We start from the raw sequence: 13,733 nt of genomic DNA on the forward strand, positions 1-13,733 counted from the left end.
GAATGGCATAACAAAAACTGCCTTAAACAGCATGAAATCAGCTTATTCTGACAGTATGGGGGACCAATACCGTGTAATCTCCACCATGTCTTATAACATCTCTGACAATGGAAGAACTAATGTAGGATTTTCCGGATGAGGTTAGTAAGAAGACTGTTTCAATTTCAGAAAGCTTTCTATTGGTGTGTGCGATAGCTTTTTCAAATTCGAAATCTGCAGGATTGCGCAATCCCCTCAGAATGTAATCTGCTTTGATCTTTTTGCAGAAGTCTATCGTAAGCCCCTCATAGGTTTCCACTCTAACTTTGGGTTCGTGAGCAAAAGCTTCAGCGATGAATTTTCTGCGTTCTTCAAGTGAGAACATATATTTTTTATCTGCATTGATCCCAATGGCGATCACCAATTCATCAAAAAGCGGGATACCCCTTTGGATAATATCGTAATGTCCAAGGGTTATGGGGTCAAAGGATCCGGGAAAGATTGCGCGCTTCATGATATGTCGGTTAATGCACCCTAAGTTAATATTTCTGATTCAAAGCGTCTTCTACAGCGCTTTCAAACAGCTTTCGCAGTGAAATACCTGCGACCCTGGCTTGCTGGGGCAATATACTTTCCTCGGTCAGGCCGGGGTTGGAATTCATCTCCAGCATATGGGGCTCATCCCCAATAAATATAAACTCACTCCTTGAATAGCCTTTCATTTTCAATACCCTGTAAACCATGGAGGCAACCTCGGACACCTTCCTGGCCTGTTCATCGCTAATCCTCGCCGGCGTTATTTCAGTGGACTTTCCCTGGTATTTGGCCTCGTAGTCGAAAAAGTCATTTTCACTAACAATCTCAGTGATAGGGAGCACGGTTATTTTTCCTTCGTAACGGATTACCCCTACCGAAACTTCCGTGCCTTCCAGCGCTGCTTCAATAATGAGCTCATCATCTTCTTCAAAGGCCTTTTCGATGCAGGCTTTGAGTTCACGCTCCTGATATACTTTGAATACCCCGAAACTACTGCCAGCCTTGTTGGCCTTCACAAAACAGGGTAGTCCTACCTTCTCGAGTATAGCTACGGTATCCAACTCGTCCTCTTTATTCAGGTGATAAGAACGGGCACATTTTACCCCGTAAGGCCTCAATACGCTCAATAAATCGCGTTTGTTGAATGTAAGTGCCGCCTGGTAATAATCGCAGGAAGTTTGCGGGATGCCGAGTAATGCGAAATAAGCCTGCATATATCCATCTTCACCTGGAGTTCCGTGAATTGCATTGAAGACACAGTCGAAGGTCAGCGGTCCCTGTCCGAAATCCACGCTAAAGTCATGGCGGTTTACCGGAAACATCTGTCCATTTTCATCAAGCCCCACCCATTTGTCCTTCAGGATATGGATACGGTAGGCATTGTAAGAGTCATTGTTAAGATGGGCATACACCACTTCCCCGCTCTTGAGGGAAATGTCGACTTCACTGGAGTACCCTCCCATGATTATGGCAATGTTCTTTTTCACTTAATGAGTTATGGGCTATACACAAATATCATCTTTTCCCGTTAAAGAAAAAATAGGCCAAACTAAATCTTGTTGCGTATATAAGAAGGAGAATATAAATTGTAAATGCTGCAGGAGAGATAAAGAATTGGCATTTCCTATCTTTGGGCAGTAAAGCGAAACCTTATATGAAAAAGTTTTTTGCATTTTTGAAGAGCCGTGTATTTCTTATAAATATAGGACTGGCCCTGGTGGCTGTCGTTGTCATTGTATACCTGAGTATGCAATGGCTTAAGAGCTCTACGAATCACGGTGAGTTTGTTGAAGTACCCGATCTGGCCAAGTTATCGGTTATGGAAATGAGGGAAACTCTTGAAACTGCAGGACTGCGTTACGAGGTACTGGACTCGGCCAATTTCAATCCTGACTATCCCCGATTTTCTATTATTGAGCAGGACCCCCCCGCTGGCAATAAGGTGAAGACCAATAGAAAAATATATGTCACTGTAAATCCATCGGGATATAAAAAAGTGACCATACCAAAAATTATCCAGGTTACCCAAAGAAATGCGACCTCGATGTTACGTGCAGTAGGCCTGGAGGTAGACAGGGTCACGTATATAGACGAACTGGGGAAGGATATGGTGTATTACATCAAATACAAGGGAAAGCGGATGAACCCAGGGGATAAGTTGCCCAAAACTTCCAAACTGGAATTGATCTGTGGGAATGGAACTGTTCCGGGCAAAGCCAGGGTACAAGGTAATTCCAATTAATTATGTCTGCTGATCAGCTCATTCCTCCTGGGGAAGACGATCTTTTTGAACACTTCAGGTTTATTGCTTCAAAAGGGCAGGAACCACTGCGTGTGGATAAGTTTCTGATGAATTTTATTGAAAATGCCACGCGCAACAAAATTCAACAGGCGGCCAAATCCGGGCATATTTGGGTGAACGGCAAACCGGTTAAACAGAATTACCGGGTAAAGGCAGATGATGAGGTAAAAGTGCTCTTTGAACATCCGCCATACGAGTTTTTACTGGTCCCTGAAGATATCCCGCTGCATATCGTTTATGAAGATGATGCCCTTCTGGTGGTAAATAAGCCCGCCGGCATGGTGGTGCATCCCGGCCACGGCAATTATTCGGGTACCCTGGTAAATGCGCTGGCGTTTCATTTTGAAAAGCTGCCGATGAACAGCAATAACCGGCCGGGTTTGGTGCACCGAATTGACAAGGATACTTCCGGACTTCTCGTGGTGGCAAAGACCGAAGAGGCCATGACCCATCTCGCACAGCAGTTTTACGACAAAACAAGTGAGCGGGAATATATTGCCCTGGTATGGGGTAGTGTGGCTGAAGATGAAGGAACCATTGAAGGACACATAGGCCGTAACCCTAAAAACCGATTGCAGATGCAGGTTTTTCCGGATGGGGAACAGGGGAAACATGCCGTTACACATTACAAGGTTCTGGAGCGAATGCATTACGTGACCCTGGTTTCCTGCAGGTTGGAGACAGGGAGAACACACCAGATCCGGGCACATATGAAATACCTTGGACATACCCTTTTTAACGACGCCCGCTATGGGGGGGATAAGATTTTGAAGGGAACAACCTTTACCAAATACAAGCAGTTTGTTGAAAATGCCTTTAAATTGCTCCCGCGACAGGCGTTGCACGCGAAATCACTTGGTTTTGTTCATCCAACCACGGGGAAATCTATGTATTTCGAAGCTGAAATCCCTGAGGATATGGCCAATTGTATAGACAAATGGCGACAATACGCCTCCCATCAGGATGCGTAATAAATTTCTTCGATGCAGCTATTGATAAGACTTTAGTTTATCCCCGAGGATTTCACAAAAATCATCGTTATTTTTGAAGTCAAATCAGGAGCTATGAAAATTGTTATTTCTCCCGCCAAATCACTGGACTACGAAAGAATTTTGCCTACTGACAGATTTTCTCAGCCTCAGTTCCTAAAGGAGGCCGAAACACTGAATAAGGTACTGGTAAAGAAAAAGCCCAAGGCATTATCTGCCCTGATGAGCATATCAAATAAACTGGCTGAATTAAATTACGAACGGAACCAGGAGTTCAATCCACCCTTTACACCAGAAAATGCCAGACCGGCTATTTATGCTTTTAATGGAGATGTTTACCAGGGACTTGATGCCTATTCGATACCGGAAAGTAAACTGGATCAGTTGCAGGACAGCCTGCGTATCCTGTCCGGTTTATATGGCGTGTTGAAACCGCTGGACCTTATTCAGCCATACAGGCTTGAAATGGGCACTCAGCTCAAAGTGGGCAGAAAGAAGAACCTTTATGAGTTCTGGAAAAAGACACTCACCGAGGCGATGAACGATGAATTGGAGGAGGGTGAGCTTTTTCTAAACCTGGCGAGCAATGAATACTTCAGTGTGCTGGATGAAAAGAAGCTCAAGGTGCCTGTTATCACACCAATTTTCAAGGATTGGAAAAACGACAGGCTTAAGATCATTAGTTTCTTTGCCAAGAAAGCCAGAGGTTCCATGGTGCGGTATATTCTGGATACCGACGCCAGGACACTGGAAGACATCAGGGGCTTCAACTACGACGACTACTTGTTTAGCCCTGAGCATACACTCAAGGAGAACCAGCCCGTATTTATCCGATAGAATAATTTAGGCTTCCCACCGTTAATTCATTAAAAGCAATTTTATGAAACGGTGTATATTTCTGATCGCAGTTCTGGTATTGGCTAACTTCTCCTGTACAGACCAGGATGATGATCTGGCAGCTGTGAATATCCGGGTAAAGAATGTAAGCGGGCTTGTATTTGATTCGGTTCTTGTCGGAGAATCCACCGAAGCTTTTACTGACCTTGTCCCCGATGACTACTCGGAGTACCAGGAGTTTGATACGGCTTATACCTATGCTTTCATACAGATTACTTCAGGTGAGGAAATATATACCCTACAGCCCATCGACTTTGTTGGAGAAACGCCTCTGCCTTTTGGGTTCTATACTTATGAACTGGATGTAACAGACACCGGGACAGTGCTGCTTACTTTTGTGATCGACTAGGTTTTGCTTTTTACACCTACCTTATCCTCTACGGAGGTTTTTTTCCTGATCTTACGTGGCCTTCGGACACCGTAACTCTTGTTGGCAATTTTCCCGCGTTTCGATTTTTTATCTCCTTTTCCCATATCATTATCTTTCTGTACCTAAAGCTAAGGAATTAGGCAGTTTTTTCAAAGTGTTTGCCGGGCTGTGTTTATGTGATGCAGGTGTCTTATTTTTGATAAAAGCTATTACTTGTTCATCCACAAACATCCATATGAACCTTTCCTCTTTGAAGGGGTAGAGAAACTGATCGTGGGCACGCTGCCTCCCCCTCGGTTCAGCAGTCGGGAACTAAAACCCGGGGATGTTGATTTTTTTTACGGGAGCCGGGACGGGCAGCTATGGCGCATACTGGACCAGCTTTTTGAGCTTGATCTAACCTATGAAACCTCCGTTAAAGCTGTCAGGGAACGTAAGGACTTTCTGCTTAGTCGCAAGATCGGTATTTGTGATATAGTTGAGGTTGCCCGGAGGGAGAAGGTAGACGCTTCCGACCTGGGTATGCAGGAAGTAGAGTTAAGGGACCTTTTAGGGTATTTGCGCAAATATCCGAGTATTCATACACTTTTATTCACAGGGGGAAACAGCAAGAATGGACCGGAATATTTTTTCCGGAGACTCCTTCGGGAGAATGATTTGAGCTTTACTCAGGTATCTGATCAGTTACCCAGGCAGCATGAATTTGAACTGCCTCTGACCAACGGGGGATTCAGGAGAGTGCACACTGTTTCCTTAACTGCACCATCAGGTTCGGCTAACAGGGCTGTTGGGAGCATTCCGGAGTACAAGGCGCGCAAGGCTAAAAATCCAGGATTTACGGTAATGGATTTTCGTGTGGAGCAGTATCGGAAGTTTTTTTAGCTTAGTAAAATACAAAGAGCCCGTAAAAACCAGTAAATATGAAGAAAGTAGTAACCTTTGGGGAGATAATGCTGAGGCTGTCCCCACCAGGGTTTTTAAGGTTTTCCCAGGCTAGCAGTTTCGATGTGGTCTATGGTGGGGGAGAAGCCAACGTTGCCGTTTCATTGGCCAATTATGGCATCCCGGTAGATTTTGTTACCCGCTTACCCCATAATGACCTGGGCCATTGTGCGCTGATGGAATTGCGCAAAAGAGGTGTGGGGACCGATAAGATCATATTTGGGGGCGACCGATTGGGTATTTATTTTCTGGAAACCGGGGCCGTTAGCCGGGCCAGCAAAGTAGTCTATGACCGGGCACACTCTGCCATGGCGAAAATCCGGAAAGGTATGCTAGACTGGGACCAGGTTTTTGACGGCGTGGAATGGTTCCATTGGACCGGGATTACCCCCGCAATTTCCCAGGGTGCTGCTGATGTTTGTTTGGAGGCGGTCCAGGCGGCCAGTAAAAATGGGATCACTATATCTGCAGACCTGAATTACCGCACGAAATTGTGGAAATACGACGGGGACCGTGAGGCCATTATGACCGAACTCACTTCCTACTGCGATATTATCCTTGGGAATGAAGAAGATGCCGAAAAGCATTTTGGAATCAAGCCGGAAGGACTCGATATTACTACCCAGGGCGAAAATGTAAAGGCCGAAGCTTTCCTGTCGGTTTGCAAACAAATGATGGAGAAATTTCCAAAGGCAAAAAAAGTAATTACTACGCTGAGGGGTTCCATATCTGCTTCGCACAACAGTTGGGCAGGGGTACTTTACGATGGAAATACCATGTTTAAGTCTCCTGAGTATCAGATAACCCACATAGTGGACCGGGTAGGGGGTGGAGACTCTTTTATGGGGGGATTGATCTACGGGCTTTTAACCTATCCGGCAGACGACCAAAAAGCCCTTGACTTTGCCACGGCAGCCTCTTGCCTTAAGCACACCATTAAAGGGGATGCCAATCTGGTGACTGTTGAAGAAGTTCAAAAATTAATGAAAGGAGACGCCTCAGGGCGGGTTGCCCGTTGATGTTGACTTAATTTATTAATTTCATATTACACAGCTCAAATGCCGGGCTGTGTCCAAAACATTAAGAAAATGGCAAAATATTCCAGGCTGGAAGTAATCAGAATGATGCAGGAAACGGGCATGGTGCCCTTGTTCCATCATCCGGACCTGGATTTGTCCAGAAAGGTGCTTAAAGCCTGTTATGATGGCGGTGCCCGATTACTGGAGTTTACCTCCAGGGGCGACTTTGCCCATGAGGTCTTTAGTGAACTCAATAAATATGCCTTGAAAGAACTTCCGGGAATGATCCTGGGAGTGGGGTCCATCACTGATGGCCCCGCCGCTTCCCTGTTTATGCAAATGGGGGCCAACTTTATCGTTACGCCTTCCTTACGCGAAGACATTGCCCTGATCTGCAACCGGAGAAAAGTACTCTGGTCTGCAGGCTGCGGATCCCTTACGGAAATTAACCGGGCTGAGGAACTGGGTTGTGAGATCGTTAAATTGTTTCCTGGTTCTGTCTATGGGCCTGGTTTTGTCAAAGCCATTAAAGCACCACAACCCTGGACGAGCATTATGCCCACCGGTGGTGTAACTACCGAAAAAGAAAACCTAAGGGCCTGGTTCGATGCCGGAGTTACTTGTGTAGGTATGGGTTCCGGATTGATCAGCAAGGAGATACTTGACAATAAGGACTTTGAACGACTGGAATTCCAGGTCAGAAAGGCCCTGGAGACTATTCGAAAAGTACGCAAATAGGTTGTTAACCCTGGGTACTATTAATAATTAAAAAAGCCCCGAAAGGAGGCTTTTTTCTTGTGTTCTTAAGGTTGCAAATCATTATCCTTCTTCTCCCATCTTAAGGGGGGAGTGATGTTCGGCTACAATTTTCCATTCCCCATCACTGTTTTTTACGAATAGTAAACTGATCTGATCATTCACAACAGCCAGGTCTTCCCCGAATTTCAGGTGAAAATCAGAGTGGAAAGTAACATTGGCTACATCCCCGTATACTGCTATCTGCATGTCATTCGTGTCCATTTTTATTACTTCGGTTACCGCCCCGAATGTGTTCCTTTCAAACTCTTCGTTTTCAGCAGCTCCATTTCGGGGAGCACCACCCTTGAATTCAGTGAATTTCGGGCTATAAGCATGAAAAGCGATCAGTTTGTCAATATCCCCGTCTTTCACACTTTCAAAAATAGCTTCCATGGTTGCCGTTATCTCTTTCTTGGCTTCCGGGAAGTCATCATTGATTAAATCTACGACAGCAGCTGGCTCTGCCGGTGCCTCGGTTTCCTGTTTTTCCTTGCACCCGAAACTGATCAGGCAACAGGCGATAGCAATTGCTAATGTAATCTTGGTTTTCATGTTAGGTTGTTTTTATTTGAATTTCAACAAGTTAAGAAATAATAATTAAAAGGACCCAGGGAACTGCCTGCTGCACTGTTTTGATAATCTTACAGTACTGGAAACATATGGCGAGGGATATTATTTTTAAGGGATATTGTTGGTTTTGTGGTATGCTGGCTGTATTTTGTTACAGCAGTGGAATAGAAACCCCTGTTTTTATCTAAATTGCGATATTTGGCCGCTGCCAATACAAGCGCAAGCCAAATATACCTAATGTAACCAGCAAGCATGAGCCAGATCGAACGACTTAAGGAATTCAGGAAATCGGTCCAGAAAAAATTCAATATTTACAACACACTTTTCCTGAACATCCCCTACACGGATATGGAAAACATCGGGACTCTGGTTCCTTTATTGTTCCAGCAATGCGAAAAGGGTTTGAAAGCCGGGAAGAATCCCTCTGAAATCCTGGATAACTTTTTTACCAAATATGCGGGGATCACCGAAGAAAAGGAGCGCATTGCTTTCATGTTCCGGATTATACAGTACGTGGAACGGCAAGTGGTTCTTTACGACAGTGTGGAGGATGCTGCTTTTCCCAAACTTCACGCACATACCCTTTCTCTCTCCATTCGGGATTACTTTCAACTGGCCAACAAGAATCAGAGAGCCGAAGAACTTTTTAAGAAACTCGAGTCTTTCAGTGCAAGGATCGTGCTTACAGCACACCCCACACAATTCTATACTCCTGCCGTACTGGGTATCATAAACCGACTCAGGGCACTGATACCGGAAAACGATATTGACGAAATTGACCTGACCATGCAGCAACTGGGGCTTACTACCTTGGTTAACCGCAAGAAGCCAACACCCCTGGATGAGGCCAAGAATATCATTTTTACCCTGCGCCATGTATACTACGATGCCGTTGGGGATATGTATTCCTATATCAAACAGCATGTGGGGGACAGGGATTTTCACAACCCGAACATTATAAAGCTGGGGTTCTGGCCGGGGGGAGACAGGGATGGCAATCCTTTTGTTACCGCTGAAATCACTAATGCCGTGGCCGATGAACTGCGCATGACCCTGATGAAGTGTTATTATCACGACCTTAAAGCGCTAAACAGGAAAATTACCTTCAGGGGTTTGCATGAGGCCATCTACAGGCTTCGTTCGGAACTTTACCAGTCCATGTTCAACGCAGATAAGATTCTGCAAGTGGATAGCATCCTGGAGCAGCTACAGGATATCAGGAATACCCTGGAGGAAGAGTACCACGGTCTCTACCTTAAGGAACTGGACCATTTTATCGATAAGGTCCACATCTTCAAAACACATTTTGCTGCCCTGGATATCCGGCAGGACCACAGGGTTCACAAAAGGCTGGTAACCGAGGCTTTAAAGCAAAGGGGAGCGATCAAACAAGACCTGGAGGAGCTTGATAGGGAACAACTCATCGCATATTTGCTGGAGGAAGATATGCAGGTAGATCCGGAGGATTTCAGTGACCCCCTGCTTAAGGACACCCTTGTGAACATTGGACAGTTAAAAACCATTCAACAGAAAAATGGGGAAGCGGGTTGTAACCGATATATCATAAGTAACTCCGAGGATATCTTTTCAGTGCTTTTTGTGTTTGGGTTGTTCCGATGGAGCGGCTGGGATGCTGAGGCGATTACCTTTGATATCGTTCCGCTTTTTGAGACCATGAACGGTATGGCCGCATCAGAATCGGTTATGCAGGACCTCTTTGACCTCAGGGTTTATCGTGCGCATCTTGAAAATCGCAAGCTTACCCAAACCATGATGCTGGGCTTTTCAGATGGCACGAAAGACGGAGGTTATGTGAAAGCCAACTGGTCTATCCTAAAGACCAAGGAAAAATTATCAGGTGTTTGCCAGGAAAATGGCATCAAGGCGATATTCTTCGACGGTCGAGGCGGACCACCGGCACGTGGAGGAGGGAAAACGCACCGCTTTTACGCAGCTCAGACCCGGGATATTGCCAATCATGAGATCCAGCTTACCATACAGGGACAGACTATCACCAGTACCTATGGCACCAAAGAACAATTCATGCACAACAGCGAACAATTACTTACTGCCGGCCTTTCCAATACCATTTACGGGAAGGAAAACGTGATAACTTATGCCCAAAGGGAATTGATCGAAGCCTTGTCCGAATTGAGCTTTGCGAAATACAACGACCTGAAGAACCACGAGGTTTTTATCCCCTACCTGGAAAATCGAAGTACTTTGAAGTATTACCAGAAGGCCAATATAGGAAGCCGCCCGGGTAAACGTGGAAATAAGGCCAAACTGGAGTTAAGTGATTTAAGGGCCATTTCCTTTGTGGGCTCCTGGAGTCAACTCAAGCAGAATGTCCCCGGCTATTTTGGTATCGGTACCGCCCTAAAAACCCTGCAAGAACAGGGGAAAATGGAGGCACTTAAAAATCTTTACAAAGAGGTGCCCTTTTTCCAGGCTTTGATGCGCAATAGTATGATGTCCCTTTCCAAGTGCTATTTTGAACTGACCGGCTATATGGAAGATGATCCTACCTACGGCTCCTTCTGGAAGATTTTATATCAGGAATTCCTCCTTTCTAAAAAAATGCTGCTAGAAATTTCAGGTTCTGAGGTACTTATGGAAGACGAGGCCGTCTCCCGGGAATCCATTAGGATACGGGAGAATATTGTTCTGCCCTTATTGGTTATACAGCAGAATGCTCTTCAGAAAATCGGGGAAGATGATGAAAACCGGGAAGTTTATGAAAAGATTGTTACCCGTTCGCTTATCGGAAATATTAATGCCAGCCGTAATTCGGCTTAAAAACCCATTAAAACCAGCTTTTGACTTATCCATTGCCTGATCTATGCTGTATCAGCTCACATACCGATCCGAAGCCAAACCAGGAATTAAGGCGGAAGACATCAATGCCATCCTTCAGCAGTCTGAAGCTAATAATCCCAGGGATGAAATAACGGGATGCCTGGTGTATAATGAAGGTTATTTTGTACAGCTTCTGGAAGGGGAAAAGGAAGTAGTTAAAGAACGCTTTGGCATTATTGAATTGGATGATCGTCATAAAAGGGTGGAAGTGCTTTCTGAGGGAGAAACCCTGGATCGCATGTTTGAAGACTGGAAAATGGCTTATATCAAATTACCGGATGAAGCTGTTACTAAAATGGAAAGCCAGGTTAAAGCAGATTTAAAAGTACTTGAAGATGCTGCGGAACGACCTAATTTTACTTCCAAAGTATTCTGGTATAATGTGTATACCCTGCTTGAGGAAAAAGGATTTTTCCGCCCACAATAAGCCTTATCGCCTGGCTCAATCTGCAGCTGTGGTCAACAATTTATGGAACACCTGTATGCCATAACCAATCTGCCCAATCCTGAGGTTTTCGTCAGGGCTGTGCTGGTTGTTATCAGGGTTAACAAGCGGCAGTATAAAGGCTGGGATTTCCAGCTCATTGATAAAAGGTGCAATGGGGACTGTCCCGCCCATAATCCTGATTTGAACCACGTGTTCATTAAAGCTGTCGGATAAAAGCTGCACCAGGTGATTGCCAAAGGGATCTCTGAGGCTTGTACGGAAAGCATCGGTGACTCCCCTTTCCTCAATCCGGATTATCCTGGGATGCTTTTTGCGCATTTCGCTATCGGGTTCAGTATCGGTAATGAAATATCCCTGTTGTTTAATGTGATCCCGGACCAATTTTTTGAGCCGGGTTCCATCAGATTCGGGAACCAGCCTCAGATCCAGCTCTGCAGTAGCTGTAGCCGGGACAATAGTCCGGACCTTATCACCTACCCAGCCCGCACTTAGTCCGCGGATATTCAGTGAGGGATATTGCAGTGCTTCCTGGTAAAAACCACCTACTTTCTCCGGTTCACTTATCTGAAGCATCTCATGGATGTGTGCTATATCATCCGGAACACTTTGCAGGATATTTCTTGTTTCTTCATCGAGAGCTATCCCATCATAGTAGCCCGGGATAATTACTTTGCCATCCTTATCCTTCATGCCGGATAATAAACGCGAGAGTTCCAGGGCCGGGTTGGGAGCATAATTGCCGTAATGACCACTGTGCTGTGGTTTTACTGGTCCGTAGGCTGTCAGTGTAAGGGTTGTAATACCCCTGCATCCATAGACTACCGTTGGCAGCCCCGAGGTATGAACGGGTCCGTCATTAATGATCAGATAATCTGCCTGCAGCAATTCCCTGTACTCCTTAACGGCCTTGGCCAGGGGGTTGCTTCCTTTTTCTTCCTCACCATCCAGGATTACCTTCACATTGAAAGGCAGTTTATCCTCTTTCTTTTTGATTAAGTCAATTGCATTCAGAAACATGACTATGGGACCCTTGTCATCTGCTGTAGACCTTCCGAAAAGCCTCCACTCGGAAGGGATGCTGTCTTTAAGTTCGTCAAAATTCCTGTCCTCCCAACCGGAGTCGGCCGGGGCCCTTAATACCACTTCGTAGGGGTCAGGTTGTCTCCATTTACCAGGATCTACAGACTGTCCGTCAAAATGCATATAGAACAAAAGGGTAGGCTTTTCGTCTGTTATGGGGAGGGCGGCAAAAAACAACGGTTGCCCCGATGTGGGCAGCGTTGTGGTGTTGAATCCCCTTTCGCTGAATTTTTTGGTCAACCAGGTAATATTCCGGTTGATGTCTGCACCGTCAAGCGCATCATTGGGGATCCTGACGAATTCCCGTATTTCGTCAATGGTGTGTCTGATCTGGGTTTTCATTTCCCCCTGCTCCTGAGCCCAAAGGCCGAGCAGCATAAATTGCATGAATAATGCCAGGTACTTTTTCATGGTTTTGTCCTATTTCCTAACGTAAATGTATGGATTTCTAACCTTGCTTTTTTCGAATCAGCTTAAGAAAGAGAAAGCGCAACAGCAGTATAAAGGGAGTTCCGTGCAGGACCACATCAAAATAATCTATGGGTTGCATTCCTTTGGCCCCGCCTGCCAGCCAGCGAATCTTGCCCCATATGTGGGGTTCAGGGACATAAGGAGCCAGCCCCAGGGTAAGGCAAAGCAGGATTAACAGTTTCCAATCGTTCAGGAACTTCATGCCGGTACTTTAATGGATTTGATAAACTTGTCTATATTCTTCTTTCCTTCACGAGTAAGGAATTTTATAAATGCCGATCCAATTATTGCTCCCTTGGCCCGCTGGGTAGCCTGGTCAAAAGTTTCCGCATTGCTTATCCCGAAGCCAACGATCTGGGGATGTTTCAGCTGCATACTTCCAATGCGTTCAAAGTATTGTTGTTGTTCGGGCCCGAATCCGGATTTGGCTCCGGTAGTACTGGCAGAACTAACCATGTAAATGAATCCCTCCGAAGCCTCGTCTATTTGCCGGATTCTTTCGTCACTGGTCTGCGGGGTGATCAGGAACATGTTTAACAGGCCGTGTTTTTTGAATATTTCTTCATACTGTTCCTGGTAAACATCCAGGGGAAGATCAGGCAAAATAAGGCCGTCTATACCAATTTCGGCGCATTTTAAACAGAATTCCTCAACTCCATACTGCAGGACCGGATTAAAATAACCCATTATGATCAGCGGGATCTTTACTGAATTTCGAATTCCTTTAAGCTGTTCAAACAGCAGAGCGGTAGACATGCCATTGCGCAGTGCGGCTGTAGAGCTCTCCTGTATGGTAGGCCCATCTGCCAGCGGGTCACTGAAAGGCAGTCCTATTTCAATCATATCCACACCACTCCTTTCCAACTCCTCAATAATGGAAACGGTATCTTCCAATTGCGGATACCCTGCAGTAAAGTAAATGGAGAGCAATTTTCCCCCATCTTTCAGTTTTTCTGTAATCCTGTTCATTGGG

The 13,733-nt window shown here is 45.5% G+C and carries 16 protein-coding genes; 9 read left to right on the plus strand and 7 right to left on the minus strand.

What is annotated here, in order from left to right; all coding sequences use genetic code 11:
* Positions 1–37 precede the first annotated feature (37 nt).
* Together coaD and OO016_RS06740 are read right to left on the minus strand one after the other, a co-directional pair.
* Positions 38–493 carry a pantetheine-phosphate adenylyltransferase gene (gene coaD / locus OO016_RS06735; protein WP_266011818.1) on the minus strand — a complete coding sequence of 152 codons (456 nt, stop codon included), beginning with the start codon at positions 491–493 and terminating at the stop codon, positions 38–40.
* A gap of 25 nt (positions 494–518) precedes the next feature.
* Complete coding sequence (locus tag OO016_RS06740; RefSeq protein ID WP_266011820.1) at positions 519–1,502, minus strand: D-alanine--D-alanine ligase; 984 nt, start codon at positions 1,500–1,502, stop codon at positions 519–521.
* Between the two features lie 167 nt (positions 1,503–1,669).
* Here OO016_RS06740 and OO016_RS06745 point away from each other — a divergent pair, with 167 nt between their 5' ends.
* The 4 genes from OO016_RS06745 to OO016_RS06760 all read left to right on the plus strand — a co-directional run bounded on the left by OO016_RS06745 (position 1,670) and on the right by OO016_RS06760 (position 4,552).
* Positions 1,670–2,257 (plus strand): PASTA domain-containing protein, encoded by a 588-nt coding sequence (locus tag OO016_RS06745; protein ID WP_266011822.1) that lies wholly within the window; start codon positions 1,670–1,672, stop codon positions 2,255–2,257.
* A 2-nt stretch (positions 2,258–2,259) separates the two neighbouring features.
* The gene (locus OO016_RS06750; RefSeq protein WP_266011824.1) at positions 2,260–3,288 is read left to right on the plus strand and encodes an RluA family pseudouridine synthase; all 1,029 of its coding nucleotides are present in this window, start codon (positions 2,260–2,262) and stop codon (positions 3,286–3,288) included.
* Positions 3,289–3,381: 93 nt separating this feature from the next.
* Positions 3,382–4,143 (plus strand): peroxide stress protein YaaA, encoded by a 762-nt coding sequence (gene yaaA / locus OO016_RS06755; protein WP_266011826.1) that lies wholly within the window; start codon positions 3,382–3,384, stop codon positions 4,141–4,143.
* 43 nt (positions 4,144–4,186) lie between these two features.
* Positions 4,187–4,552 carry a hypothetical protein gene (locus tag OO016_RS06760; protein WP_266011828.1) on the plus strand — a complete coding sequence of 122 codons (366 nt, stop codon included), beginning with the start codon at positions 4,187–4,189 and terminating at the stop codon, positions 4,550–4,552.
* Here the strand turns inward: OO016_RS06760 and OO016_RS06765 are convergent.
* Entirely contained in the window at positions 4,549–4,677 is a 129-nt protein-coding gene (locus OO016_RS06765) for a 30S ribosomal protein THX (RefSeq protein WP_266011829.1), read from the minus strand. The two genes, OO016_RS06760 and OO016_RS06765, sit on opposite strands and share 4 nt — an antisense overlap.
* Positions 4,678–4,786: 109 nt before the next feature.
* Here OO016_RS06765 and OO016_RS06770 point away from each other — a divergent pair, with 109 nt between their 5' ends.
* From OO016_RS06770 to OO016_RS06780, 3 genes are all read left to right on the plus strand, one after another.
* Positions 4,787–5,455 (plus strand): uracil-DNA glycosylase family protein, encoded by a 669-nt coding sequence (locus tag OO016_RS06770; RefSeq protein WP_266011830.1) that lies wholly within the window; start codon positions 4,787–4,789, stop codon positions 5,453–5,455.
* Positions 5,456–5,493: 38 nt separating this feature from the next.
* Positions 5,494–6,534 carry a sugar kinase gene (locus OO016_RS06775; RefSeq protein ID WP_266011831.1) on the plus strand — a complete coding sequence of 347 codons (1,041 nt, stop codon included), beginning with the start codon at positions 5,494–5,496 and terminating at the stop codon, positions 6,532–6,534.
* 69 nt (positions 6,535–6,603) lie between these two features.
* Entirely contained in the window at positions 6,604–7,272 is a 669-nt protein-coding gene (locus OO016_RS06780) for a bifunctional 4-hydroxy-2-oxoglutarate aldolase/2-dehydro-3-deoxy-phosphogluconate aldolase (RefSeq protein ID WP_266011832.1), read from the plus strand.
* A gap of 81 nt (positions 7,273–7,353) precedes the next feature.
* Here OO016_RS06780 and OO016_RS06785 read toward each other — a convergent pair whose 3' ends face one another.
* The gene (locus tag OO016_RS06785; protein ID WP_266011833.1) at positions 7,354–7,884 is read right to left on the minus strand and encodes a YybH family protein; all 531 of its coding nucleotides are present in this window, start codon (positions 7,882–7,884) and stop codon (positions 7,354–7,356) included.
* A gap of 270 nt (positions 7,885–8,154) precedes the next feature.
* Between OO016_RS06785 and OO016_RS06790 the strand changes: the two genes are divergently transcribed.
* Both OO016_RS06790 and OO016_RS06795 read left to right on the plus strand, forming a co-directional pair.
* Positions 8,155–10,701, plus strand: a complete 2,547-nt coding sequence (locus tag OO016_RS06790) for a phosphoenolpyruvate carboxylase (RefSeq protein WP_266011834.1) — start codon at positions 8,155–8,157, stop codon at positions 10,699–10,701.
* Positions 10,702–10,744: 43 nt separating this feature from the next.
* A complete protein-coding gene (locus tag OO016_RS06795; RefSeq protein WP_266011836.1) occupies positions 10,745–11,188 on the plus strand; it encodes a BLUF domain-containing protein in 444 nt (147 codons plus the stop codon).
* A gap of 15 nt (positions 11,189–11,203) precedes the next feature.
* On the opposite strand, the gene OO016_RS06800 is transcribed toward OO016_RS06795, so the two are convergent.
* Genes OO016_RS06800 through trpA form a run of 3 tightly spaced genes read right to left on the minus strand, consistent with a single transcriptional unit; the run spans position 11,204 to position 13,729 of the window.
* Positions 11,204–12,700 carry a M20/M25/M40 family metallo-hydrolase gene (locus tag OO016_RS06800; RefSeq protein ID WP_266011838.1) on the minus strand — a complete coding sequence of 499 codons (1,497 nt, stop codon included), beginning with the start codon at positions 12,698–12,700 and terminating at the stop codon, positions 11,204–11,206.
* Between the two features lie 37 nt (positions 12,701–12,737).
* Complete coding sequence (locus OO016_RS06805; protein ID WP_266011840.1) at positions 12,738–12,962, minus strand: hypothetical protein; 225 nt, start codon at positions 12,960–12,962, stop codon at positions 12,738–12,740.
* Positions 12,959–13,729: a tryptophan synthase subunit alpha gene (gene trpA / locus OO016_RS06810; RefSeq protein WP_266011842.1), complete on the minus strand. Its 771-nt coding sequence runs from the start codon at positions 13,727–13,729 to the stop codon at positions 12,959–12,961. The genes OO016_RS06805 and trpA overlap by 4 nt, the downstream gene beginning before the upstream one ends.
* Between the last annotated feature and the right edge of the window lie 4 nt (positions 13,730–13,733).

This window comes from Lentiprolixibacter aurantiacus, from assembly GCF_026241225.1.
Classification (GTDB): Bacteria; Bacteroidota; Bacteroidia; order Flavobacteriales; family Flavobacteriaceae; genus Lentiprolixibacter; species Lentiprolixibacter aurantiacus.